The sequence below is a fragment of the Neptuniibacter sp. 2_MG-2023 genome, assembly GCF_030547495.1.
Lineage (GTDB): Bacteria > Pseudomonadota > Gammaproteobacteria > Pseudomonadales > Balneatricaceae > Neptuniibacter.
On the sequence record NZ_JAUOQC010000001.1, the window covers coordinates 499,863 to 523,330 of the forward strand.

At 43.0% G+C, this 23,468-nt stretch carries 28 protein-coding genes; 7 read left to right on the plus strand and 21 right to left on the minus strand.

Features of this window, described 5'->3' with window-relative positions; translation table 11 throughout:
- Positions 1-106: 106 nt before the first annotated feature.
- The 7 genes from Q4486_RS02275 to bioB all read right to left on the minus strand — a co-directional run bounded on the left by Q4486_RS02275 (position 107) and on the right by bioB (position 5,971).
- Positions 107-1,009 (minus strand): putative metalloprotease CJM1_0395 family protein, encoded by a 903-nt coding sequence (locus tag Q4486_RS02275; protein ID WP_303518030.1) that lies wholly within the window; start codon positions 1,007-1,009, stop codon positions 107-109.
- Positions 1,010-1,087: 78 nt separating this feature from the next.
- Positions 1,088-1,339, minus strand: a complete 252-nt coding sequence (locus Q4486_RS02280; RefSeq protein WP_303518032.1) for a hypothetical protein — start codon at positions 1,337-1,339, stop codon at positions 1,088-1,090.
- Between the two features lie 81 nt (positions 1,340-1,420).
- Positions 1,421-2,110, minus strand: coding sequence for a dethiobiotin synthase (gene bioD / locus Q4486_RS02285; RefSeq protein WP_303518035.1), 690 nt, complete (start codon positions 2,108-2,110; stop codon positions 1,421-1,423).
- Positions 2,111-2,920, minus strand: coding sequence for a malonyl-ACP O-methyltransferase BioC (gene bioC, locus Q4486_RS02290; RefSeq protein WP_303518112.1), 810 nt, complete (start codon positions 2,918-2,920; stop codon positions 2,111-2,113).
- A 5-nt stretch (positions 2,921-2,925) separates the two neighbouring features.
- Positions 2,926-3,693 (minus strand): pimeloyl-ACP methyl ester esterase BioH, encoded by a 768-nt coding sequence (bioH, locus tag Q4486_RS02295; protein WP_303518038.1) that lies wholly within the window; start codon positions 3,691-3,693, stop codon positions 2,926-2,928.
- On the minus strand, positions 3,693-4,847 hold the full coding sequence (gene bioF, locus Q4486_RS02300; RefSeq protein WP_067867684.1) for an 8-amino-7-oxononanoate synthase: 1,155 nt from the start codon (positions 4,845-4,847) through the stop codon (positions 3,693-3,695). Before bioF ends, bioH begins: the two co-directional genes overlap by 1 nt.
- An 80-nt stretch (positions 4,848-4,927) precedes the next feature.
- On the minus strand, positions 4,928-5,971 hold the full coding sequence (gene bioB / locus Q4486_RS02305) for a biotin synthase BioB (RefSeq protein ID WP_303518041.1): 1,044 nt from the start codon (positions 5,969-5,971) through the stop codon (positions 4,928-4,930).
- Between the two features lie 113 nt (positions 5,972-6,084).
- Between bioB and Q4486_RS02310 the strand changes: the two genes are divergently transcribed.
- The 5 genes from Q4486_RS02310 (at position 6,085) to Q4486_RS02330 (ending at position 9,954) form a co-directional block, all read left to right on the plus strand.
- Positions 6,085-6,774 (plus strand): ComF family protein, encoded by a 690-nt coding sequence (locus Q4486_RS02310; RefSeq protein ID WP_303518043.1) that lies wholly within the window; start codon positions 6,085-6,087, stop codon positions 6,772-6,774.
- A gap of 92 nt (positions 6,775-6,866) precedes the next feature.
- On the plus strand, positions 6,867-8,492 hold the full coding sequence (locus tag Q4486_RS02315; protein WP_303415823.1) for a Na/Pi cotransporter family protein: 1,626 nt from the start codon (positions 6,867-6,869) through the stop codon (positions 8,490-8,492).
- A 15-nt stretch (positions 8,493-8,507) separates the two neighbouring features.
- A complete protein-coding gene (gene tsaA / locus Q4486_RS02320; protein ID WP_303518045.1) occupies positions 8,508-9,227 on the plus strand; it encodes a tRNA (N6-threonylcarbamoyladenosine(37)-N6)-methyltransferase TrmO in 720 nt (239 codons plus the stop codon).
- A 60-nt stretch (positions 9,228-9,287) separates the two neighbouring features.
- The gene (locus Q4486_RS02325) at positions 9,288-9,656 is read left to right on the plus strand and encodes a hypothetical protein (RefSeq protein ID WP_303415821.1); all 369 of its coding nucleotides are present in this window, start codon (positions 9,288-9,290) and stop codon (positions 9,654-9,656) included.
- Positions 9,657-9,783: 127 nt separating this feature from the next.
- Positions 9,784-9,954, plus strand: coding sequence for a hypothetical protein (locus tag Q4486_RS02330; protein WP_303518046.1), 171 nt, complete (start codon positions 9,784-9,786; stop codon positions 9,952-9,954).
- Positions 9,955-10,012: 58 nt separating this feature from the next.
- On the opposite strand, the gene Q4486_RS02335 is transcribed toward Q4486_RS02330, so the two are convergent.
- From Q4486_RS02335 to Q4486_RS02350, 4 genes are all read right to left on the minus strand, one after another.
- Complete coding sequence (locus Q4486_RS02335; protein ID WP_303415819.1) at positions 10,013-10,630, minus strand: DoxX family protein; 618 nt, start codon at positions 10,628-10,630, stop codon at positions 10,013-10,015.
- 38 nt (positions 10,631-10,668) lie between these two features.
- Complete coding sequence (locus tag Q4486_RS02340; protein ID WP_303518048.1) at positions 10,669-11,466, minus strand: DUF2063 domain-containing protein; 798 nt, start codon at positions 11,464-11,466, stop codon at positions 10,669-10,671.
- A complete protein-coding gene (locus Q4486_RS02345) occupies positions 11,447-12,298 on the minus strand; it encodes a DUF692 domain-containing protein (RefSeq protein ID WP_303415817.1) in 852 nt (283 codons plus the stop codon). Before Q4486_RS02345 ends, Q4486_RS02340 begins: the two co-directional genes overlap by 20 nt.
- Before the next feature lie 77 nt (positions 12,299-12,375).
- Positions 12,376-12,774: a hypothetical protein gene (locus Q4486_RS02350; protein WP_303415815.1), complete on the minus strand. Its 399-nt coding sequence runs from the start codon at positions 12,772-12,774 to the stop codon at positions 12,376-12,378.
- Positions 12,775-13,078: 304 nt separating this feature from the next.
- On the opposite strand from Q4486_RS02350, the gene bioA reads away from it, so the two are divergent.
- The gene (bioA, locus tag Q4486_RS02355; protein WP_303518050.1) at positions 13,079-14,365 is read left to right on the plus strand and encodes an adenosylmethionine--8-amino-7-oxononanoate transaminase; all 1,287 of its coding nucleotides are present in this window, start codon (positions 13,079-13,081) and stop codon (positions 14,363-14,365) included.
- A 5-nt stretch (positions 14,366-14,370) separates the two neighbouring features.
- Positions 14,371-14,802, plus strand: a complete 432-nt coding sequence (locus Q4486_RS02360; protein WP_067865349.1) for a thioesterase family protein — start codon at positions 14,371-14,373, stop codon at positions 14,800-14,802.
- A gap of 77 nt (positions 14,803-14,879) precedes the next feature.
- Here Q4486_RS02360 and dnaB read toward each other — a convergent pair whose 3' ends face one another.
- The 10 genes from dnaB to Q4486_RS02410 all read right to left on the minus strand — a co-directional run bounded on the left by dnaB (position 14,880) and on the right by Q4486_RS02410 (position 23,321).
- On the minus strand, positions 14,880-16,274 hold the full coding sequence (gene dnaB, locus Q4486_RS02365; protein ID WP_303415812.1) for a replicative DNA helicase: 1,395 nt from the start codon (positions 16,272-16,274) through the stop codon (positions 14,880-14,882).
- 91 nt (positions 16,275-16,365) lie between these two features.
- Positions 16,366-16,812 (minus strand): 50S ribosomal protein L9, encoded by a 447-nt coding sequence (gene rplI, locus Q4486_RS02370; RefSeq protein ID WP_303415811.1) that lies wholly within the window; start codon positions 16,810-16,812, stop codon positions 16,366-16,368.
- A 36-nt stretch (positions 16,813-16,848) separates the two neighbouring features.
- Positions 16,849-17,700: a hypothetical protein gene (locus Q4486_RS02375; protein WP_303518052.1), complete on the minus strand. Its 852-nt coding sequence runs from the start codon at positions 17,698-17,700 to the stop codon at positions 16,849-16,851.
- Between the two features lie 16 nt (positions 17,701-17,716).
- On the minus strand, positions 17,717-17,944 hold the full coding sequence (gene rpsR, locus Q4486_RS02380; protein ID WP_067865336.1) for a 30S ribosomal protein S18: 228 nt from the start codon (positions 17,942-17,944) through the stop codon (positions 17,717-17,719).
- Between the two features lie 23 nt (positions 17,945-17,967).
- Positions 17,968-18,405, minus strand: coding sequence for a 30S ribosomal protein S6 (gene rpsF / locus Q4486_RS02385; protein WP_303415809.1), 438 nt, complete (start codon positions 18,403-18,405; stop codon positions 17,968-17,970).
- A 204-nt stretch (positions 18,406-18,609) separates the two neighbouring features.
- A complete protein-coding gene (locus Q4486_RS02390) occupies positions 18,610-20,253 on the minus strand; it encodes a cache domain-containing protein (RefSeq protein ID WP_303518054.1) in 1,644 nt (547 codons plus the stop codon).
- A gap of 195 nt (positions 20,254-20,448) precedes the next feature.
- Entirely contained in the window at positions 20,449-20,865 is a 417-nt protein-coding gene (locus Q4486_RS02395; RefSeq protein ID WP_303415807.1) for an OsmC family protein, read from the minus strand.
- Positions 20,866-20,877: 12 nt separating this feature from the next.
- On the minus strand, positions 20,878-21,687 hold the full coding sequence (gene trpC, locus Q4486_RS02400; protein ID WP_303518055.1) for an indole-3-glycerol phosphate synthase TrpC: 810 nt from the start codon (positions 21,685-21,687) through the stop codon (positions 20,878-20,880).
- A gap of 3 nt (positions 21,688-21,690) precedes the next feature.
- Entirely contained in the window at positions 21,691-22,713 is a 1,023-nt protein-coding gene (gene trpD, locus Q4486_RS02405; protein WP_303518058.1) for an anthranilate phosphoribosyltransferase, read from the minus strand.
- Positions 22,714-22,736: 23 nt separating this feature from the next.
- On the minus strand, positions 22,737-23,321 hold the full coding sequence (locus tag Q4486_RS02410) for an aminodeoxychorismate/anthranilate synthase component II (protein WP_303518059.1): 585 nt from the start codon (positions 23,319-23,321) through the stop codon (positions 22,737-22,739).
- Positions 23,322-23,468: the final 147 nt, after the last annotated feature.

A 23,468-nucleotide genomic window follows, 5' to 3' on the forward strand; every position in this document is an offset into this window, starting at 1 on the left:
TAACCTGCATACAAACTAACGACTAACATTGCCAAAAAGGGGGGCAATTTCTAAAGAATAAATTCTGAAATGCTAATAGATACAAGCAATAGATAGGTAGATCTCATTAAACTTGGTTATCAAGCAGAGAGCCTTCGGGGAATAATTTCTGGAACACACCCGCATCCACTAACTTTTTGTTAATCTCTGCTAGCTGTTTATTAATCTCATTAATCCGGTCATTGTAGTCACTCAACACTTCCGCTGAGCTTTCAGAGCGTGCCAAGCTTTCATCCCTTAACTCGCGAAGAACATCACCTGCAGACTTAGTATCTTCGCTATTGCCCTCGTTAGCCTCTGATCTTTGCTCTGTTCTTGCCACTTCAGCCTCTCGCTCTTGCTGAAGTATTTCCATCCTTGCATCTATAGCCATAGCTCGCGCATCAGCCGCTGCAGCACGATCAGCAGATGAAGGCTCGGAAACACTCAACGCTGCTCGCTGAATCACTTCTGCTTTTTCTAGCGTAGCTTCTGGGTCATTCGGGATAGGTGAAGTATCAATTTTAACTTCACCTTCAACTGCATACATTCGACCATCAGGACCTCGCTCATAGGTGTAACTTGGGGCTGAAGCATACACCCCACCAATTGAAGCATGGGTCTGCTCATGAGCCTTTACTTCACGATCACGTTCAGCAAGTTCACGGCTAATTTCTAACTCTTGTTCCTCTACCTCTTTTTGCTCTTGGGAAGTACCCGCAGCCTTAGTAGCAACATTTGACTCTAGACCAACCAATTCCCCATCACCGGAATTCAATCCTGTAGAGCCGGCAAGACGAGATAAAGCACTCGCTTCAGCGGATAAAGTAACTCGATCACGATTAATAGCAGAACGACTAGAGGACAACTCCTCCTGAGCAGATAGGTTTGCCACTGACGACAGAACCTTTTGAGCTTCTTGGGAGCGAAGCTCAATAGATATGGATGGGGCATTCAATGCCTGAGAATTACTAGAACTGATAATTTGCATAAGCAGCCCCCTTATCCTCGATTAAGCAAAGCATAGAACACTTCACGTTAGTTCTGATTCCTTCCATGAATCACTTCATTACACACGTATATTAATTATTGATCCCGGTTGACCTAACTCTTCAACCTCGCCCACCACTTTAGTGGCAGCAGCCTCTACAGATGCGCCCCCAGCCGACTCAACAACCGCTTCGTCCTGTTTTCGACCTGAGGCTTGTTCAACCTCATCAGGCTTACCTGAGCCGGTTACATCGCTCGCGGCCCTTGGCGCATTATCTAAACCACGATTAAGTCCCATAAAACCAGATTGCATCGCATTAGTTACATTCATGCTGACACCTCCGCTTGTTCAAATCTACATATCAAGAAACATTATAGATCATAGAAAGCCAATGGTCACTTTTTGATCAAATTATAGAGTCTGTAATTTATCAATCTCAATATATTGAGCCACATTCTCTGGAGAAGGGTTCTCTAAAAAAGGAATTTCTGCAATTAAAGGAGCACGCAACATCGTCGCTATAGTGGCAACATTCTCTTTATAACATGACATTTCAGGACTGACGGCATTGGCAATCCATCCTGCCAATCGTAGACCATCTCTCGCGATACTCTCAGCAGTTAATAGAGCATGATTGATGCAGCCCAGCTTAATACCCACCACCATAATCACAGGAATCTTGAGCTGTTTAGGTATATTGGCCATTGTTTCTCGGTCGCTTAGCGGAACCCGCCAACCACCAGCTCCTTCAACAATAGCAAAATCCGCAGGCTGCATTAACGCACCACGGCACAGCGCAGCGATTCTGTCAGCGCTTAACATTCTATTTTCTTCAATCGCAGCTATATGCGGGGCAATAGGCGGCTCAAAAGAGAAAGGATTCACTTGTTCATAAGGTAAGTTAATAGATGCCGTATTTTGTAATAACAACGCATCACTATTCCTAAGCCCTTCCTCTGTACGCTCACAACCGGCCGCTATAGGCTTCAACCCTATAGTGGATAACCCTTGGTTATTAGCCGCTGCTAACAATCCTGCCGCAGCTACTGTTTTCCCAACATCTGTATCTGTACCTGCAACAAAATAGGTTTGCTTAGCCATTTATGAATATTGCTCCACTAAAGTTTTTTCAAACACCGCATAGTAAACTTGATAGGTTGCTGGGATAGAACCATCCGCTAAACGTTGCGCTTCATAAGCCGCTTTAAAACGTCTCACCCGCTCTCTACCGGTTAAACCAACCTGCTGGCCCGCATTCATGTTATGCGCACCCAACCTTTTTAGTTCATCGGTTAAGCCTTTCAATTGCGGATAACGTAATACGCGCAACTCCTCATCAAAAACCTTAACCTTAAGGTTTTCAGGCACTACAACAAGATGTTCATCTGAAGAAAGAAATTGATTAACATGAGTATAAGAATCGGCTTCGCCCCATGCACGACGTAATTCACAAAGTGTGGAAGGCCCTAAAGTTGCAAACACAAACTGCCCGCCAGGCGCTAACACCCGCTCAATCTCTTTCATTAATGCTGAGAAATCCGTACACCATTGAATCGCTAAGCTTGAAAAAACAAGGTTCATACAATTATTAGCAAAAGGGAGATGTTCCGCATCAGCACATACCCAGTTAGCCTCAGGAATCGCTCTTTCTTCACGGGCATAACGCAACATCCCAAATGCTAAATCTACATTCAACAGCTCTGCTTCAGGATATACCTGCTTTAGCTTTGGTGAGAAAAATCCCGTCCCACAACCAAGATCCATAACACGTTGTACGGAAGCGGTTCCTAATGTTTTGGGTAGATGTGCCATCAGTGCATGCCCTACATCACGCTGCAGTTCAGCAACACTATCGTAAGTCATGGCCGCACGGCTAAAGGAATTAGCTACTTTTTGTTTGTCGATCAGCATATCCACTAAGCTATCGACTCCTGCACAAATTGAGTAACATCGGCAGCGACTTCAGCTTGATGCGAATAAAAAGGCAGATGACCTGCACCTTCATATACTTTAACTAGGCCCTTTGATAACCGCTCACACGCCTGCGCAGCTTCGGATGGAACCAGAAGATCTTTTTCACCAAATAACTGCATGATCGGCATAGATAGGTTCGACAGTTGATCTCGCACATCATCCCTTAATAGCTGAAGACTTTCTCTTGCTCCTGCATGGTCTAGATTTTTAAGAATAAGCTTTAAGCTTTTCAAGGTATCGCGCCCTGCCTCAGCCCCCTGAGTTTGCAACATAATAAAGCGCTGAAGCGTTTTACTTACATTGACCTCTAGCGCTTGTTCAAACTGACCATGAGTTTCTTCATCCATTGCACAAGACCAATCACTACGCTGCACAAAACAAGGGGATGAAGCTACCGTAATTAAGCACGTAACTCGCTCGGGATACCTAGCGGCAAATTCAATAGCCAATTGCCCACCCATAGACCAACCTAACCACGCAGCAGCCTTTGGCGCATGTTCACGCAATAGCTCAACAACGGCATCAGCTGTATAAGGCTCAGGAAAAGCGGTTGAACGCCCCAACCCTGGCAGATCAATTAACGTTAGGGAGAAAGAGCTAGAAAGCAGCTCCGCAAAAGCACCCCAGACTTGGCTATCCATACCCCAGCCATGCAACAAGACCAACTCAGGTTTACCGTTATTTTCATAACGCTCGACATAAAGGCTCATTAGCTTACCTTCTCTAAGGCATGTAGTAAGCGATTTACCTGTTCTTCCGTATGTGCAGCACTTAGCGTTACGCGTAAACGAGCACTACCTTGAGGCACTGTTGGCGGACGAATAGCACCAATAAAGATCCCATCTTCTTCTAAGGCTTTGCTTATCTGCATCGCCTTAGCCGACTCACCTATCATGATTGGTTGAATCGGTGTTGGAGAATCAATCAGTGTTAACCCTAGTTCTGAGCAGCCCGCTCTAAACTGTTTGATCAACGCTGTTAGTTTTTCCCGGCGCCAAGTCTCCTGCTTAAGTAATCGCAAACTGGTCAGCGTAGCGGCAGCCACTGCGGGCGGCATACTGGTTGTATAAATATAAGTTCGAGCATGCTGCACAAGGGTTTCAATCAGTTCTTCAGAGCCAGCAACAAAAGCACCTGCGGTACCAAACCCTTTACCTAAAGTCCCCACTAATACCTGCAAACTATCTTCAGCCATCGAAAAGTATTCAGCACAGCCACCGCCCTGCTGACCTAAACAGCCAAAACCATGGGCATCATCCACCATCAACCAAGCTTGGTGTTTTTTACAAACAGAGGAGATAGCTGGCAGATCAGCAACATCGCCATCCATGCTAAAGACACCATCCGTTACTACTAATTTACGCCGCGCCTCAGTTTTAGCTAATTTACTATCGAGGCTATTCGCATCATTGTGTAGATAACGCTGAAAGCGGGCTCCACTTAATAAGCCAGCATCCAGTAAAGAGGCGTGATTTAATCTATCCTGCAAAACAGCATCACGTTTATCAAGCAACGCATTGACCGCACCAATATTGGCCATATAACCCGTTGAAAACAGCAACACTTTTGGGCGACCTGTAAATTCAGCCAACGCTTCTTCCAGATCATGATGCGCTTGGCTATGACCATTCACTAGATGGGAGGCACCACCACCTACGCCGTACTTATTAGCCGCCTGCTGAAAACTTTTGATCACTTCAGGATGATTCGCTAACCCTAGATAATCATTAGAGCAGAAAGCCAAAAACTCACGCCCATCCACTTGCACTACAGGTTGCTGAGCTGTTTGTAGTGTACGGCGGCTGCGATAAAGGGATTGTTGCTTTCTTAACTCAAGCTCAGCAGATAAATCATCGAAAGACATAGTCGATCTCTAGTAGGAATAGATCTGAAAAGTGAATTAAGAGCAGAAGGCTCTGCTCTTAATTTAATCTCTATAAGGGTTTAGGCTTCGTAGAAGTGCTGACTATCACTCTGCTTCTGCAGATCATTCAGAATAACAGCTTCCTGTGTATCATCCGCATCAGAAATACGCTGTTCAGGGTTAATACCCAATTTACGGAATAGCTGAAGATCGCGATGGGTTTCAGGGTTTGGCGTCGTCAACAAACACTCACCATAGAAGATGGAATTAGCCCCAGCGAAGAAGGTCATCGCTTGAGTTTCATCACTCATCTGTTCACGCCCTGCAGACAATCGCACATGAGACGCTGGCATCATAATACGAGCAACAGCGATGGTGCGGATGAAATCAAGGTGATCAAGATCATCTACGTTCTCTAAGGGCGTACCAGCGACCTTTACCAGCATATTAATAGGCACACTTTCTGGCTGTACCGGCATATTAGCCAGCTGCATCAACAGACCATAACGATCTCTTGCGGTTTCACCCATACCTAGAATACCACCACTACAAATCTTCATGCCTGAATCACGCACATTTTGCAGTGTATCTAAGCGATCTTGGTAGGTACGTGTGGTAATAATCTTGTCGTAAAATTCTGGAGAGGTGTCAAGGTTGTGGTTGTAGTAATCCAAACCCGCATCAGCAAGCTGCTCTGCTTTACCTTCGTCCAACATGCCTAAGGTCATACAGGTTTCCAAACCAAGTTCTTTAACCTTTTTAACCATCTCAATCACATAAGGCATATCTTTATCTGCAGGGTGCTTCCAGGCCGCTCCCATACAGAAACGTGTCGAGCCTGTCTCTTTCGCTTTTTTCGCTTTTTCAACCACTTGTTCAACTTGCATCAAGCGCTCTTTCTCAAGCCCGGTATTGTAATGACCGCTCTGAGGGCAATATTTACAGTCTTCAGGACAAGCGCCTGTTTTTATTGAAAGAAGCGTGCTCACCTGCACTTCATTCGGATCAAAGTTCTCCCGATGTACGGTATGCGCTTTAAACATCAAATCATTAAAAGGCAGCTCAAACAGTGATTTTACCTCTGCCTCTGTCCAATTATGACGAATTGCACCTAACTGTTGCATCTTAGAAGTATCCCCCGGAAAATAACGATCATGAAGCAAGATGCTTCAACGCTCGACAGGCTATTGCCTGCTTAATAGCGTAATTCTATCCTGACAGAAGGAACTGTCAACCTATGAAATTAACTAAAGTCAACTATAGATCATTATTTGATCTATGCATTCTATGCTTAAAGCCCTGTAATAGTCGATCCGGAATCTGCAGATCATGCAAAAAAGATCTTCCTTGGCTCAACGCTCAATGTAGTATCTGCGCCCTTCCTCTCACCAACGCCCCAGAAAATGCAATCTGTGGCCAATGCCTTAAGAAAAAACCATCATTTACTCAAGTAAATGCTCTTTTCCTTTATCAATTTCCCATCGACCACTTCATAGGAAAAATAAAATATACCAGCAAAACACAATACATAGGCCATTTAGCACAACTCTTATTAGAGCATTGCTCACTACCTAGCAGTGTCGAAGCTCTGATTCCTATCCCTATGCATAAGGTCAGCCTTTATAAACGGGGCTTTAACCAGGCCGAGCTTTTAGCATTTGAATTGGGAAAAAAACTAAAGATTAAAGTTGATACTCACTTATTAAAGAAGAAAAAATCAACCCGCCGGCAGATGGAGCTAAAAAGAAGTGAACGATTAAAAAACCAACGTAATGTTTTTCAAGCTAAAGATAACCATTACAAACATGTAATGTTGATCGATGATGTAATGACCACTGGTGCTACATTAGAAGCCGCAGCACAAACATTAATAAAAGCCGGCACAGAGCGCATTGATGTGCTCGTGATAGCACGAACACCTAAATAACTCAGCAGATCAATAAACAACGGCCATGCTCCATTGATTATTTTCTTCTTTAGAACAACAATTAAGCTTATTCACTTGAGGTGTTGCTACTTATGATGCTCGGACTGTTAGGTGATTTAGCTGGAGGAATTGGCTTGTTCCTTCTCGGTATGCATTTAATGACTACTGGAATGCAGCAAGCCGCCGGCCAAGGTCTGAAAAAAGCCCTACAAGCAGCAACCGAGTCCCCTCTTAGGGGGTTAGCTTCCGGCATTCTTATCACCGCTATAGTGCAGTCATCAAGTGCAGTTACAGTAGCCACAATTGGTTTTGTAAATGCAGGACTTCTAAAGTTAAGGCAATCCATCACTCTAATCTATGGCTGTAATATTGGCACAACTATGACAGGTTGGCTGGTCGCTCTGATCGGTTTCAAAGTAAAGATCAGCGCGTTTGCTCTTCCCATGGTCGCTATAGGCATGTTTTTAAAATTAACAGGTGGCGACCGTAAAAGCAGTCATTTCGGTATGGCTATAGCAGGTTTCGGTCTGTTCTTTATTGGCCTGGATTATCTTAAAAATGCTTTTGATGGCTTAGATAGTTATCTGCCTCTTGATCAGATGAGCAATTCAGCAACGGGCCTAATAATGTGTGTATTAGCAGGCTTCTTTTTAACTTTGCTTATGCAATCATCTTCCGCCGCCATGGCGATAACCCTCTCTTTAACCGCCGCGGGATCGATTCCTATAGCCTCAGCCGGCGCCCTCGTTATTGGCGCAAACTTAGGTACAACTTCAACCGCGATGTTATCAGTGATTGGCGCGACGTCTAATGCAAAAAGAATTGCCGCCGCACATGTTATTTTTAATCTTATAACGGGGTTTATTGGTGTTATCTTATTAGTACTCTTGGCCGGCATTATTAATAATGATTTAAAAAACCTTAACCTAGTAATCCTGTTAGCAGGCTTTCATACCCTATTTAACCTCATAGGCGTTGCTGCTTTATGGCCAATGACCGACCATTTAGAACGTTTTCTCAATAAACGCTTTTGCTCACAAGAGGAAAGCTTTGGTCAACCTAGATTCCTTGATAAAACGATTCTATCCTCCCCAGCCTTAGCCGTGGAGGCCATGAAAAATGAATTAAGCCGTGTAAGCGTACTAACAGCAAAAATGGCAAAAGCCGCTATTAGTGCCGAAACATCAGAAACATCTAAGCTGGCTGCACTGATGAACAGCGCCCAACAACTTAATGATAAGATCGGCGAATATAACCAAAAAATAGCACAGAGCAATTTAACTAAAGAGATCAGTGAAATTCTCCCTTCAGCTATGCGCATCACGCGCTATTATAGCGAAATCGCTCGTTTATCAGTCCTAATCCCGAGGTATTACGAAGTTCTCGAACAGCTATCCGATCGCTCTATTCGTGAACTCATACATGATTATCAGCAGAGCACTATTGAATTAATCGAGAACTGCGAAATCAAAGATAACTCATGTATATCCGGTACAGAGAGCCGTGAGCTTATCCAGAACTTGGAAAAAAAATATCAAATCATTAAATCCCATATTCTAGAAAGTAATATCGCAGGAAAATTAGACCCTCAAGAGAGTATCTTACTTCTAGACGCTTTAAGTCATATTCACAGATTGTCAGAACAGGTAGAAAAAGCCGCCAGATTTTGGAGTAGCTTAACGCCTATGCAATCCCGTGACTCAGTTATTAACCCATAAAAGACATAACCATCGATGCAAGATACTTATACATTCCAACCCATTGCCGTTGTAAATAGTCCTTATAAAGAGAAGTTTGGGATCCCAAGGCAACCCGGACTTGCAGAAACAGTAACATCAAGCATTACTCTTCTTCCGGAATTTAGTACTCAAGAAATAGTTAGAGGACTAGAAAACTGTAGCCATATTTGGCTTTTATTCGTTTTTAGCGAATGCCTAGAGAAAGGCTGGAAACCCACCATTCGCCCACCTAGATTAGGCGGCAATAAACGTATAGGCGTTTTTTCTAGCCGCTCTCCTTTTCGACCTAATCCAATCGGATTATCTCCGGTAAAATTAATTAATATTGAAATTACAGAGGGTTGTACCACACTTTTCATTAGTGGAGCCGATCTCCTCGATGGAACACCTATTCTTGATATAAAACCTTACCTCCCCTATTCGGATAGCTTACCTGAAGCAAGTTTTCCGTTTGCCGAGAGTATAAAGCTTTTACAACAGACCATTTTCTTCTCCGAAAGCGCACTCTCTACTCTCACAACAGAAGAGAGGCGTCTAGCTCAACCTATCAAGAACCAAATAACAGAGTTACTCCGCTGTGATCCCCGCCCTGCCTATAAAAAAAATGACCCTGACAAATCCTATGGTGTAAAACTACATGACCTTAATATCCGTTTCAGAATCACGGATGAGCATATCTACGTTGATCTAATTGAAGTCACACGGCAAGCCTAATATTCAGACCGGCTTCAGCTCCCCCATACTAAGATATACTTATGCTTTAAAGGAGTGACGATGAAATATCTATATCAGCTATTTATAACAGGTTTACTACTTATCACATGCCAGTATGCAACAGCGAATGAGGAAGGAAAAGAACTCACGGAGCAACTTCAGGAATGGCTCTTCCAGCTTCCGAGTATCGTTGATGAGAAAGGTGAGATAAGCAGTGCTTACATCAAAAATTATCTACAGTGCATGGATGACCAACAAGCACTTGGTCACGAACCCGAGATGACAATTGGGGAGCTCATCGACAATGCGCTCAACTCAGGCGATCAATGCGCGCCATTATTGAATGAAATGTTGGAATCACTTACCGACCAGCCTATAGACTCCCTTAGTGAAGAACAAAAAAAGCACTTACTAGAAAAAAGTCTTTAACAAACATTGATCTAGATCAATTTTGACTAAAGTATAAGAGAAAAGTAAAATAGGGGATCGCTTTACCCCATACCTTCTTACCACGGAATGATTTAAGGAGCTAAGCTAATTAACAATTGAGGTGACTATGAATTACGATATTGGCCATGTAGAAAATTTTTTCGAAGAATCCAGCGCACTGTATGAATACTATCTTGAGCGGGTTTTCGAATCAGAATCAGTGAATGATCTCATCAGTGCATCTCACTGGTATGCTGATGCTTTTATCGGTTTGTTATCTCACTCTCAACAACGTTAATCTCATCAGCTTATGATAATAAAAAAGGCCGTATACGGCCTTTTTTATTAATAATTCTTTAGCTTTTTATATCGTCTCTAAAACATCTAGCAAGCCAATAATCGACACTAAAAAATCGTCCAGCGCCGGTAAAAAACAAACTAAGTAACATAATCAGATAAGTTATGGAAAACTCAATTCCATTATTTAAAATAACGACAGAACCCCGTCCGGTTAACCATTCATAATTACCACTCTCTTGTAATATACCTTTTGCCGCAGCTAAGCGTTCTTGAGCTTCCATAACCCGCTCATTAGCAAGCCAGCTTCCGCCATCAGCAATAGCCAACCACCCATTATCCCAATGCACCGCAAAGGCAGCCACCAGCATTGTCACCATTAATGGAATACTGATCCAACGTACGGCTAAACCAACAATTAACAAAGCGCCGCCAAAAAGTTCTGTGCCAGCAGCTAAAGCAGCCATCACCTCAGGCATAGGTAATCCAAGACCCCAATCTGGATTACCAAACCATGCAGCGGTATCTTCAAAATGAGAGAGTTTATTCCAGCCTGCCTGCATAAAAACTGGCGCTAGGTACAAACGTAATAAGAGAGGCGCTAGGCCATCAGCACATTTGGTACTATTTAATAGGTCTTGCAAACGGTTCGCTACATTAATGACAGCATTGGTCATAATTACATCCTTTATTATACGTATAATGCCGAAGAGCCTTAATCTACGGCACCATTACATTTGATAGTTGTACCTAATATGATTCCTTTGGCACGTAAATGTTCCATGGTTTCCAACCCACCTTCGACTACCGCTTCAGGATTAGGGTGCCGCATCTCTTTAGCTATCTGCATTAATGCATCTTGACCCGATAAAAGGTCATCTTCAGACAGCAAGTAAAGCAACCTAGCGGTAACTGAGTTCACCTCCATAAAGTTCACTTCATCTTCACGATTACGGTAAGCAATAAGAAAGGTGGGTGTATCAGACGGTGTTTCGGGTTGAAAGTCGATGCGAATACAGTGCACAGGGAACTGATATGAAAGCAGCCAAGCTAAAGGTGATTGCACCGGATGTTGCAGCAATAAATCCCCATTTGCATTTACATCAGCCAACGGCAACTCTACTGTTGAAGCATCTAAAGCTAACTCAACCCATTCATAATGGATCAACTCTTGGAGAAAAACTGGATCATCTAGACTCTGCTCGCGTTCATTCGCCACATACTCGATAAACTCCTGCCCAATCTCCAAAAAATAAGGCGTATGACAGCGGTGCTTATCAAAAAAGTCACGCGCTAAATTTAGCCAATATTGCTCAGAGCTAATCAACTTTAAAACGGGGAAGTTGCCCGAAAGGAAACCTTCAACATTATTAAAAAAAAGATCTCTGTAGATCGCCATTCTGCGATCTTCAATATTTTGAGGCGCTAGGTTATCTTTTGGATTTCTAATATGCGCAGAAAATTGATACTGCAGTTTCTGAAAACTAGGTAGATCAGGCGAGGATTTGTGCATGGCTCATTTTCCACTGGTGTTGATAGAAACGAACTTGTTCAACTTCCTGTAGCAACTCAGGTAGTTCAGGAATATTAAAATCCCTTTCCAAGAGTGTAGGCAGTACACCAAACTGTTCATAAGCCAATTGCAACAACGACCAGACAGGGTCAATTACTGGTGCGCCATGAGTATCAACGAGGAGATCTTCTGCTTCGGTATAATGCCCTGCGATATGTACATACATAATCCGCTCAGATGGCATCGCCTTGAGAAAATCAACTGCATCGTAACCGTGATTAATACTGTTCACATAGATGTTATTCACATCCAATAACAGATCACAATCTGCCTCTTCTAATACAGCTAAAAGAAACGCTTGCTCCGTCATCTCTGATCCAGGTGCAGCATAATATGAGACATTCTCCATAGCGATTTTCTGCTCTAGAACATCCTGCACTTGGCGTATTCGCCCAGCGACATATTTAACCGCCTCTTCAGTGAAAGGTATAGGCATTAGATCGTATAGGTGACCATCATCAGAGCAGTAACTTAAATGCTCAGAATAACCACGAATATTATGATCTTTTAAAAACTGTTTTAAATTAGATAAGAAGTCCATATCCAAAGGCGTTGGACCGCCGATAGATAAAGATAAACCATGAGCCATAAAAGCATGTTGCTCAGTGTATTGACGAAACGCTTTACCAAATCGTCCACCTAACCCCATCCAATTTTCTGGAGCAATTTCAAGAAAATCAAACGCACTAGGTTCAACCTCTTTTAATGTTTCCGACATACAACGTCGAAAACCAAAGCCCGCTCCTTGTACTGGATAATTTACTCTGCCCATAGACTCACCTCAAAACTTAAATCAAAAGGCCCCGCATTGCAGGGCCTCCAGAAGCTACAATAAAAGCTTAACCGTGATTACTTAGAACCACCGCATTTACCTTCGCCACATTTACCTTCAGCTTTTTCAGCTTTATCGCCGCCACATTTACCTTCGCCGCATTTACCTTCAGCCTTTTTAGCTTTATCGCCGCCGCATTTACCTTCGCCACATTTGCCTTCAGCTTTTTTAGCTTTATCGCCGCCGCATTTACCTTCGCCGCATTTGCCTTCAGCTTTTTTAGCTTTATCGCCGCCACATTTACCTTCGCCACATTTGCCTTCATTCATAGCAACTTGCTGGCTATAACCTGAAGATAACTCTTTTGCAGCAAAAGGATTCTCAGCAGCAGTTGCAACAGATACAGTTGCCATGCCTGTAAGAAAAACTGCGCCGACAGCCGCTACCATAGGTTTTACAGAAGTATTATTCGTCATTTTTCATTCACCCCAATTGATGATAATTTAATATAATAATTTTAAAAAAACTGATTCAGACTTATTCATTCACAAGCTCATTAGCTCTTGCACTTTATGACTTAACATAACTAATAAAGTTTCAAATAATATAAATAAATTCAAAAATTTATTATCGTAGTAAGTACGTGTTTAAATAGAACACTATTACTGCGTTTAGTTCCTTACACTTTAGTTTACTGAATTTATTAGGAACAGGACCCATCATTAAACAATAGCTTATCTATACACTATTTATTATTTTCCGTTCTCTAGGACCTTTACGATGATTAGCCCTGAACAGATCACTTTCGACCAACAACATATATGGCACCCCTATTCATCGATGATCAATCCTCCACCTATATATCCAGTAGAATCAACGTCTGGCGTAAGAATAAAACTAGCTGACGGGCGCGAGCTAATTGATGGTATGGCCTCTTGGTGGTCAGCAATACATGGTTACGGGCACCCTGAACTCAATCAAGCGGCACATGAACAAATCGATAAAATGTCTCATGTTATGTTTGGCGGACTAACCCATGAACCAGCAATAGAGCTTTGTAAAAAGTTAGTATCTATGACCCCTGCTAACTTAGATAAAGTATTTCTAGCCGATTCAGGCTCTGTTGCCGTTGAAGTCGCTATAAAAATGGCTATCCAATACTTCCATGCCCAAGGACTCCCAGAAAAAAGCAAGCTAGTTACTATTAAGCAGGGTTATCACGGGGATACATTCGGCGCCATGTCCGTTTGCGACCCTGTTACAGGTATGCATGAAATTTTCACTGGACAGCTTCCACAGCACTTTTTCGCACCGGCCCCTCAAACAAAGTTTCACGATGAGTGGGACAACGATGATATTGCTCCACTACATAGGATATTAGATAAACACCATCAAAGTATTGCCGCTCTAATTTTGGAACCTATAGTGCAAGGCGCAGGGGGAATGCGTTTCTATTCTCCTCAATATCTTAAAGAAGCACGGGAACTCTGTAATAAATATAATGTTTTACTGATTGCTGACGAAATAGCCACTGGCTTTGGCCGTAGCGGTAAACTATTTGCTTGTGAACATGCAGAAATACAGCCTGACATTCTTTGTGTAGGCAAAGCGCTAACCGGTGGCTACATGACCTTAGCAGCCACACTCACTACTCAACATATAGGCGAGACGATTTCAGCAGGTGGCGCCGGCTGCTTTATGCATGGCCCAACATTTATGGGTAACCCTCTAGCCTGCGCCGTGGCCAACAAAAGCTTAGAGCTATTACAACATAACGACTGGAAACAGGATGTGGCACGTATAGAACAGTCCCTAAAACTAGGTTTAAGCGAAGCAAGTACCTTGGAAGGTGTTGCCGAAGTGAGATGTTTAGGGGCTATAGGTGTTATTGAGATGAAAGAAGCGGTAAACACCGTTAAAATTCAAAAACTATTTATAGAACGTGGGCTATGGATTCGTCCATTTGGAAAATTGGTTTATGTGATGCCGCCTTATATTATGCAGGATGACGATCTAAACCAACTAACAACCGGCATGGTCGATGCCATCGCTAATTACATAGGGTAAGAACAATGGCAAGAATCAAACTAGATATGCCTGAGAATTATATCTTTTCTACTGAACTGCCTATTCGTATCAGTGATATAAATTATGGCGGCCACCTTAGCAATGACGCAATGTTATCAATTATCCATGAAGCGAGAATTCGTTTTCTAAATCACTACCATTATGGAGAACTTGATATTGAAGGTCTTGGCCTGATCATGACTGATTCGGCAATTGTCTATAAAGCAGAAGGCTTTCATGGCGACCATTTGCAGATTGATATAGCTCTTGCTGATCTAAATGCATATGGCTGCGATATCTACTACTTAATATCAAATAAAAAGACAGCCGTAGAGTTAGCTCACGCAAAGACAGGAGTCGTCTTTTTTAATTATGAAACCCGCAAAGTTGCGGCAGTGCCTGAAGAGTTTATGAACAAGGTTATCAAAGACACCTAAGAACAAAGCATCCAGTAAAAAGGCCGCTGATTTAGCGGCCTGCTCTTAATCAAACACACTGACCTATTACGGCGATGTTAGTCGTCCATACCGGCATACTGCGCATAAACATCAGGCGCCAGATTTTCAAACTTCGTATATTTACCAATAAAGGCTAGTCTTGATGTGCCAATCGGACCATTACGTTGCTTACCGATAATAATTTCAGCGATGCCTTTATGCTCTGAATCCTCGTTATAAACCTCATCACGATAGATAAACATAATGACATCCGCATCCTGCTCTATCGCACCTGACTCACGTAAGTCCGAGTTTACAGGACGCTTATTGGGCCGCTGCTCAAGTGAGCGGTTTAGCTGGGATAGAGCCACAACAGGGCACTCTAACTCTTTGGCTAACGCCTTTAATGACCGGGATATCTCAGATATCTCTTGCGTACGGCTCTCTATATTCTTTGTTTTCATCTGCATCAATTGCAGATAATCGATCATAATCAGTGAAAGCTCCCCATGTTCACGCACTATACGGCGTGCACGAGTTCTCATCTCATTAGGGCTGATACCGGCCTGATCGTCAATAAACAGCGGCTTATCACGCATCATATTGACGGCGGTTGTTAGCTTAGGCCAATCCTCTTCTTCCAAGGTCCCCGTACGTACACGGGTTTGATCTATTCGACCTAATGAAGACAACATACGAGTCACTAGCTGATCCGCCGGCATCTCAAGACTAAACACTAATACTGGCTTATTCGAAGCCATCAAAGCATTTTCAACCAAGTTCATAGCAAACGTGGTTTTACCCATAGATGGACGCGCCGCTACAATAATCAGATCTGACGGCTGCATACCTGCCGTCTTCGCATCAAGATCATCAAAGCCAGTCGTCACCCCAGTAAGGTCACCATCGCTGTTAAACAGTGTATCTATGCGATCAACAGCTTTTTTAAGTAGAGTGTTTACATTTTCAGGGCCACCCTGATTAGGGCGATTTTCAGCGATACGGAAAATTTTCTGCTCCGCCTCATTGAGAATCTCTTCCGAGCTTCTTCCCTCAGGGTGAAAAGCTTGGTCAGCAATTTCATTAGCGGCCGAGATCATCTGGCGTAATAATGCACGGTCCCGAACAATTTCAGAATAAGCCCGTATATTGGAAGCACTCGGTGTGTTTTTAGCCAGCTCAATTAGATAATCCAAACCACCGGCACTTTCCAGCTCAGCAGTGCGATCTAATTCTTCAGACAGGGTAACAACATCGATAGGATTACCATCGTTCACCAGCTTTTGCATAGTACGATAGATCTGGCGGTGCTCCTGACGATAAAAATTATCCTCCAGCACTACCTCTGAAACCGTATCCCATGCGTTATTATCCAGCATAAGGCCGCCCAAAACAGATTGCTCTGCTTCCATTGAATGGGGGGGGACTTTAATCTTTGCTAGATCTTCGTCTGTAAGTTGACTCATTTCCATAATTTAACAACGGCCTAAAAACAAAAAAGCACTGCAGGGTTAACCATGCAGTGCTTTATATTACAGTACAGTTGTACTTAGCTAAAGACGATTACTCGCCAACAACAGCCAAGTTAACAATAGCTGTTACTTCAGCGTGAAGCTGAATAGCGATTTCGTATTCGCCGATAGCGCGTAAAGCACCTTCAGGTAGACGAACTTCACTTTTATCTACTTCTGCGCCTGCAGCGATAATAGCATCAGCAATATCACGTGTACCGATAGAACCGAACAACTTACCTTCATCACCACACTTAGAAGCGATAGTAACTTGCAGTGCGTTCAGTGCTTCAGCACGCGCTGTAGCAGCCGCTAACTTTTCTGCAGCAGCCGCTTCTAATTCAGCACGACGCTCTTCAAATTTAGCAACGTTAGCTGTAGTTGCAGGAACAGCTTTGCCCTGCGGTACTAGGTAGTTGCGACCGAAACCGCTTTTTACGGAAACTTTGTCACCGAGGTTACCTAGCTTACCAATTTTCTCGAGCAGAATAACTTCCATCTCGTAAACCTCTTCTGTTCTGCAAATAAATGCAGTCTAGTTCGTGGCTGGTATGCGTGATCTGATATCGACTAAAGAATCGATAGCAGCCGCAAAAACCAGCAGCGTAATCACATAAGGTCCCATAAAAATAACTGACAGATAAAACACTATCAGCCAAGACCTGCCTAAATCACGTTTAGCCAAACTACCATGCACCAATGCGAAACCCGCAAAGATCCAAGGAAGCAATAACAATGGTAACCAGCGCATAAAGTCTAGCTCTAACTGAGCTAAAACTAATAACACTGCCACAAGCACACCCGTATATTTCAGCGGCAGTCTCAATTGATGAAACTCCTGCTGAAAGCCCCCAGGATTATACAACCCTGATTGCCACGAACGCGCCAGTATCAGACACAGCAACATTGTTGCTGTATGCACTGATGCCAACCCACCTAATATAAGCAGTTTCAAACGCTCCTTATCGAGCGTTAAACTCTCGGTCGATTGACTCACCGACTGCAATAGAAACTGTTCTGTTGCTTCTATTACTTGACCTAAAAGACCGTCCAACACTGTTTCTAATGCTAAACCAACAACAGCACCAACAGGAAGCGCTAACATAAGCACTTGCGGCCAGCTTGTTGTTGTTCTTAATGCGATAGCAAGAAGAAAAACTCCTAGTATCACAGTCAGTGGTGTCGGATCTCCACTGTATACCCAAGCCCCGGCAGGCAAAAAAGCCCAAACCAGAACTCCGGCTCCATCTTTTGGTCCCTGTCTTAAAGTAACCAAAGCGATGACTGCTGCACTTGCCCAATAGAGCAGTGGTAGCAAGGCGGCAATAACTGCCACTAAAGCCGCTTGTTTACGGCCCTTCATGACCAATTCGGCCAAGGCTCGCATGCGACTCTCCTACCTCTTACTGATGACTATCAGTGTAAGGCAGTAACGCAACAAAACGTGCGCGCTTAATAGCAGTTGCCAACTGACGCTGGTAACGAGCTTTAGTACCTGTGATGCGGCTAGGTACGATCTTACCAGTTTCGGTTACATAACCTTTTAATGTGTCCAGATCTTTATAATCGATCTCTTGAACACCTTCAGCCGTAAAACGGCAGAATTTACGACGGCGGAAAAAACGAGCCATTGTATCTCTCCTCAGAAATTAAATTACTCAGCTGCTTCTTCAGATGCTTCAGCTTCAACAGCAGGTGCTGGTGCCGGAGCAGCTTCTTCAGCTGGCTTTTCAGCTGGTTTTTCTTCACGACGAGGCTTACGCTCTTCGCGAGATTCTGCAGCTTTGATTGGAGAGATCTCAGTGATCGCTTCTTTACGACGGATAATCATGTTACGCAGAACTGCATCGTTGTAACGGAATAGATTTTCCAGCTCGTCTAGTGTTTCCTGATTACATTCGATGTTCATCAGGATGTAGTGTGCTTTGTGAGCATTGTTGATTGGGTAAGCCAACTGACGACGACCCCAATCTTCTAGACGATGAATTGTGCCTTCTGCACCTTCAATAAGAGAGGTGTAACGCTCAACCATCGCAGAAACCTGCTCACTCTGATTCGGATGAACCAGAAATACGATTTCATAATGACGCATTTTAGCTCCTTTCGGGTTAATAGCCCCCGGAACACACCATGTGGACCGGCAGCAAGGAGATTGGAAATAGTTCTCCAAAGGACGCGTAATATTACGCACCTCGAAAGCCTTATGCAAGCACTAGATTAAGGAAAATGAATCTACTGAATATCGCCCCCTTTTATTACCCTAAAAACAGAATAAAAAGATCGCGGATCAGACGAATTACCTGTGTGGATGCATAGAGATATAAGCACCCAATTTCTCACCATTTTTATCAAATATAGCTTTACCACTAATCAATAAATGCTTGCGGACACCTAAAGCTGATTCAATGATTACTTCCTCTTGGCTAATAATCTCTTCCGCTAAAGCTCTATAAATAGGCCATTCATCTTTTGACAATAAAGTTTTACCGTCAGCAGCAAACAACTTAAAAGGTACATCATCAAACCGTTCTAACCTTTCATCCTCTGACAAACCTCTCAAGCGCATTACGACTCTACTTGAATAGATCAGCTTTCCATCAACATCACACACAACCACACCATCATCAATGGCAGCCAACACAGCCTCCATAAAATGCCCTTGCTGTGACAACTGTTTCGTTAATTGATGGTTTTTCTCTTGGTTATCTTTCAGAAACGCAATCATATTTGAGAAAGCGGTAGTCGTTTCCTCAATATCACTAAACATACTATTGGGCTTGTCTATATCAACTTGCAACTCACCATTTCTTACCGCATTAACACTTTTCTGTAGGGATAGAATCGGTCTGGACAGCGAGCGAGCAAACATCACCCCTATAATGACACTGACTAATGTAATTGCTAAAGCGAGCAATATATTGAGTTTTCGGTTTTCTTTTATCTCAGTTAAAAAATCATCCTCTGGTACATAGATACCCAGCAACCAAGGCCAATTATCCGAGAACGGTGTAAACACTGCCTGATATACCTTGTCATCATGCTCAAAACTTGTATTCATAGCCGTATTTAAAACATACCATCCCGGCTGTTTTCCTAACGACTTGACCGCTGCACGCGCTACATCACTTTTTACCTCATCTATATGTATGAGCCGTCTCACACCCGAATGAGGATCCTCTATATAAAGCTGCCCATTACGCCGATGCGCAATCACATCACCATTATTATTTAAGATTAATGCCGACGCATGCTCACTTAACTCTAGGAAGCCTAAAAAGTCGGATAGAGAAGAAAGGTCTATATCAACACCCACAACGCCGAGCACATCGCCACTTTTTGCAATAACGGGACTCGCTACTGTAATTCCAGGGGTATTCGACGTAAAAAAGAGATAAGGGTCTGTCCAAATTTGATGCTCCTCAGCAATCGCCTTCCTAAACCAAGGGCGGGTACGAGGGTCGTAAAGATCACTAGGATCTTCCTCTGCTTTTATTAAACGGTGATCATCCCCGAACCAGCGATTTGAAACTAAACGCCCTTGAGGGCCTTCCAGCACCCTCTTAATCTGGTATGCAGCCTCACCTGTAGAACGACGAACAAAATGGAAGCCACCCTCTAAATTACCATAGTAAATACCAGCGATATGGGGGTGTAAAATCAACTGATCAAAGAAATATTGCTCCATTTCATCTGGTTTTTCAGAACTAACAACCTGATGATGAGCCAGACGCCCAGTCAAGCTAACCGCTGAACGGGCAGGGGCTAAAAACTCTTCTGATCGATCAATCACTTCTCGAGAGAGATTTCTCATCAGTTGCTGGGCATGTCCGATTAGAACTTGTTCAGTGCTTAAGTATGAGGAGGCTAAAATAACGCAAACAGTGATCACTTGTAGTGCAACAATCCCTAGTGCCAATGCTTTTGATATTGATAAGCGCATCTATTCCATCATCCTTATTCTTTAATCTCTGTCATAAAACCCACAATATACTGAACAAACATTCAACAAAATCAATAAGTAAGCAGTAACTAATTGCCGCACACTATATCTTATATTTAATTTTACTCCAGCTTTAAACAAAAAAACGAGCACCTTTGAGAGCGCCCGTTATCCATCATGCAACAAAACCGTTCATTACTCTGTTACTTCAACAATTTCAAAACTGTGGGTTATCTCAACCCCACCCTTTTCCAGCATAATAGAAGCTGAGCAGTACTGTTCAGCGGACAAACTTACGGCACGCTCTACTTTTTTAGCATTGAGGCCACGTCCACTCACCACAAATTTAACATGAATCTTGGTAAATACAGAGGGAACTGTTTCAGCCCTTTCTGCCTCAATTTCAGCCACACAATCAATAACGTCTTGGCGTGTTTTCTTCAATATGCCAACAACATCATAGCTAGTACAACCACCTAACCCCAATAGAATCAATTCCATAGGGCGAGGTCCTTGCTGAAGCTCACCATCAATCATTACATCAAAACCGGAACCCGTTGTACCTTTAAAACGTACATCACCATCCCACTTAACCTTGGCGCTCATACTCATTCAGCCGCTACCTTATACAAACAATTCTTTAAGCTTTTGACCTGGGTTTTCAGCACGCATAAACGCCTCCCCCACGAGAAAAGCATGTACATTATGCTCACGCATGGCGTGTACATCGTCAATGCAATGAATACCACTTTCAGTAACGACGATTCTATCATCAGGAATAGCATCTAAAAGATCATAGGTATTATTCAACGTCACTTCAAAAGTATGCAAATTACGGTTATTGATACCAATCAATCGAGTATTTAAAGGCAATACTCTGTGCAACTCCTCTGCACCATGAACCTCAATAAGAACATCCATACCTAATTCATGCGCCAACCCATTGAGATCAGCTATCTGTTGATCGTTCAATGCAGCCGCAATCAATAAAATACAATCGGCGCCTATAGCTCTTGCTTCATAAACTTGGTATGGATCTACAATGAAATCCTTACGGATAACAGGCAATGAACACGCAGCTCTAGCTTGCATTAAATAGTCTTCACAACCATGAAAATAGTCTTTATCTGTTAAGACGGATAAACAACTCGCTCCGCCAATTTCATAAGACGCGGCAATCTCCGATGGCACGAAAGGATCACGTAACAGACCTTTAGAGGGACTATGTTTTTTAGCTTCCGCAATAACCGCTGAACGACCAGCAGCAATACTCTTTGCCATACTGTCGGCAAAACCTCGAGGATCAAAGTCAGAACCTTTTTGATCCGCAATTTTACTTTGCAAATCGCTAATGGAAACCTTAGGCTGGCGCTCCGCCACCTCTTCGACTTTACGAGCCAGAATTTTCTTTAAAACTGTTGGAGTATCAGACATCAGTTATCCCTTAAATGCTTGGCTAAAATCGGCCAATTCTTTAACTTTAGCAGCAGCACCACCATTTAAAATAGCCTGCTTAGCCATAGCAACGCCCGCTTTAAGATCTGGCGCCTGTTCCGCAACGTAGAGTGCTGCACCTGCATTAAGGGAGATCATATCAATTGCTTTCTCATTCTGACCACTAAAGGCAGATTGAATTAATGCTAAGCTTTCCGTCGAATTAGCCACTTGCAGGCCATCAAGGGATTGGATATTTAAACCTGCATCTTCCGCTGTAATTATATATTCTGAAATTCCACCATCTTTCAGCTCAGCGACAAAAGTGTCACCTGCCAAGCTAATTTCATCTAAACCTTCCGCGGCATGAACAACCATGGCGTGTACAGCACCTAAAGATTTCAACGCCTCAACCATCGGTTTACATAACGTTTTATCAAATACACCGAGCAAATAATGTTTTACGCCCGCGGGATTTGTGAGTGGCCCCACGATGTTAAACAACGTGCGCAATCCCATCTCTTTACGAGGCCCAACTGCATATTTCATCGCGGTGTGATGCTGAGGGGCAAACATAAAACCAAGTCCAATCTGCTCAATACACTGTGCAATCTGCTCGGGATTTAGCTCTAAATTAATACCTGCCGTTTCTAATAGATCAGCAGAGCCTGTATTAGAAGAAACCGAACGGTTACCGTGTTTAGCTACAGTTCCACCAGCGGCTGCCACAACAAAAGAACAGGCACTTGAAACATTAAAAAGGTTGGCACTGTCACCACCGGTTCCAACAATATCTACAGCATTGGGCATTGATATAGAAACAGGGACCATTAATTCACGCATTACATTGGCTGCGCCAATAATCTCAGCAACACTTTCGCCTTTCATTCGCAGCGCGATCAATAAACCACCAATTTGTGCATCTGTCGCATTGCCTGTCATGATCTGCTTCATCACTGACTGCATTTCTGATTCTAATAGATTCTGGCGCTCAACAGTTACAGCCAGTGCTTGTTTTATATCCATAGAAGTATCCTTAATAGCACCAGTTATTTAGTTCGTTTTAAAAAGTTAGCCAATAACTCATGACCCTGATCGGTCAAAATTGATTCTGGGTGAAATTGTACGCCTTCAATATCAAACTCTTTATGACGAACACCCATAATTTCATCCAAATAACCTTCTTCATCTTGGGTCCATGAGGTTACTTCTAAACAATCTGGCAATGTTTTTTGATCAATAACCAAGGAATGATAACGAGTCACCTCGACTGGGTTATTTAATCCTGCAAATACACCATTATCATTATGATAAACAGGTGAAGTTTTTCCATGCATCACTTGCTTAGCGCGCACTATGCTACCGCCAAACGCTTGACCAATACTTTGATGCCCTAAACAAATACCCAAAATAGGTAACTTGCCTTTAAAGTAGTTAATGGCAGCAACCGACACACCTGCTTCATTCGGTGTACAAGGACCTGGTGAGATTACAAGATGGTCGGGATTCAATGCTTCAATCTCCTCCACCGTAATTTCATCATTACGATAGACTTGGACATCTGCACCCAACTCACCGAAGTACTGCACTACGTTGTAGGTAAAAGAGTCGTAGTTATCGATCATTAGTAACATAAAATGTCCGTTCCATTCTTGATGTTTTTACCGAAAATGAGCCCTGCGCATACCGGAATAGCATAATAATATCAGGTTGTGATCCTATCATACTTTTCTAAACCCACCCCATAGACCAGCACCATAGCGACACTTAACCTTAAAGAA

What these genes read in the sequence shown, in the direction of transcription:
- Q4486_RS02315 (WP_303415823.1), top strand. Translation starts at nt 6,867, where the DNA reads ATGATGCTCGGACTGTTAGGTGATTTAGCTGGAGGAATTGGCTTGTTC.
- Q4486_RS02280 (WP_303518032.1), bottom strand. Translation starts at nt 1,339, where the DNA reads ATGAATGTAACTAATGCGATGCAATCTGGTTTTATGGGACTTAATCGT.
- Q4486_RS02335 (WP_303415819.1), bottom strand. Translation starts at nt 10,630, where the DNA reads ATGACCAATGCTGTCATTAATGTAGCGAACCGTTTGCAAGACCTATTA.
- bioH (WP_303518038.1), bottom strand. Translation starts at nt 3,693, where the DNA reads ATGAGCCTTTATGTCGAGCGTTATGAAAATAACGGTAAACCTGAGTTG.
- Q4486_RS02330 (WP_303518046.1), top strand. Translation starts at nt 9,784, where the DNA reads ATGAATTACGATATTGGCCATGTAGAAAATTTTTTCGAAGAATCCAGC.
- Q4486_RS02345 (WP_303415817.1), bottom strand. Translation starts at nt 12,298, where the DNA reads ATGGGCAGAGTAAATTATCCAGTACAAGGAGCGGGCTTTGGTTTTCGA.
- bioF (WP_067867684.1), bottom strand. Translation starts at nt 4,847, where the DNA reads ATGTCTTTCGATGATTTATCTGCTGAGCTTGAGTTAAGAAAGCAACAA.
- bioC (WP_303518112.1), bottom strand. Translation starts at nt 2,920, where the DNA reads ATGCTGATCGACAAACAAAAAGTAGCTAATTCCTTTAGCCGTGCGGCC.
- Q4486_RS02340 (WP_303518048.1), bottom strand. Translation starts at nt 11,466, where the DNA reads ATGCACAAATCCTCGCCTGATCTACCTAGTTTTCAGAAACTGCAGTAT.
- bioA (WP_303518050.1), top strand. Translation starts at nt 13,079, where the DNA reads ATGATTAGCCCTGAACAGATCACTTTCGACCAACAACATATATGGCAC.
- Q4486_RS02275 (WP_303518030.1), bottom strand. Translation starts at nt 1,009, where the DNA reads ATGCAAATTATCAGTTCTAGTAATTCTCAGGCATTGAATGCCCCATCC.
- dnaB (WP_303415812.1), bottom strand. Translation starts at nt 16,274, where the DNA reads ATGGAAATGAGTCAACTTACAGACGAAGATCTAGCAAAGATTAAAGTC.
- Q4486_RS02395 (WP_303415807.1), bottom strand. Translation starts at nt 20,865, where the DNA reads ATGAGTATGAGCGCCAAGGTTAAGTGGGATGGTGATGTACGTTTTAAA.
- Q4486_RS02325 (WP_303415821.1), top strand. Translation starts at nt 9,288, where the DNA reads ATGAAATATCTATATCAGCTATTTATAACAGGTTTACTACTTATCACA.
- Q4486_RS02360 (WP_067865349.1), top strand. Translation starts at nt 14,371, where the DNA reads ATGGCAAGAATCAAACTAGATATGCCTGAGAATTATATCTTTTCTACT.
- Q4486_RS02350 (WP_303415815.1), bottom strand. Translation starts at nt 12,774, where the DNA reads ATGACGAATAATACTTCTGTAAAACCTATGGTAGCGGCTGTCGGCGCA.
- Q4486_RS02310 (WP_303518043.1), top strand. Translation starts at nt 6,085, where the DNA reads ATGAAATTAACTAAAGTCAACTATAGATCATTATTTGATCTATGCATT.
- rpsR (WP_067865336.1), bottom strand. Translation starts at nt 17,944, where the DNA reads ATGGCTCGTTTTTTCCGCCGTCGTAAATTCTGCCGTTTTACGGCTGAA.
- tsaA (WP_303518045.1), top strand. Translation starts at nt 8,508, where the DNA reads ATGCAAGATACTTATACATTCCAACCCATTGCCGTTGTAAATAGTCCT.
- Q4486_RS02390 (WP_303518054.1), bottom strand. Translation starts at nt 20,253, where the DNA reads ATGCGCTTATCAATATCAAAAGCATTGGCACTAGGGATTGTTGCACTA.
- Q4486_RS02410 (WP_303518059.1), bottom strand. Translation starts at nt 23,321, where the DNA reads ATGTTACTAATGATCGATAACTACGACTCTTTTACCTACAACGTAGTG.
- Q4486_RS02375 (WP_303518052.1), bottom strand. Translation starts at nt 17,700, where the DNA reads ATGCGAGCCTTGGCCGAATTGGTCATGAAGGGCCGTAAACAAGCGGCT.
- bioB (WP_303518041.1), bottom strand. Translation starts at nt 5,971, where the DNA reads ATGCAACAGTTAGGTGCAATTCGTCATAATTGGACAGAGGCAGAGGTA.
- bioD (WP_303518035.1), bottom strand. Translation starts at nt 2,110, where the DNA reads ATGGCTAAGCAAACCTATTTTGTTGCAGGTACAGATACAGATGTTGGG.
- rpsF (WP_303415809.1), bottom strand. Translation starts at nt 18,405, where the DNA reads ATGCGTCATTATGAAATCGTATTTCTGGTTCATCCGAATCAGAGTGAG.
- trpD (WP_303518058.1), bottom strand. Translation starts at nt 22,713, where the DNA reads ATGGATATAAAACAAGCACTGGCTGTAACTGTTGAGCGCCAGAATCTA.
- rplI (WP_303415811.1), bottom strand. Translation starts at nt 16,812, where the DNA reads ATGGAAGTTATTCTGCTCGAGAAAATTGGTAAGCTAGGTAACCTCGGT.
- trpC (WP_303518055.1), bottom strand. Translation starts at nt 21,687, where the DNA reads ATGTCTGATACTCCAACAGTTTTAAAGAAAATTCTGGCTCGTAAAGTC.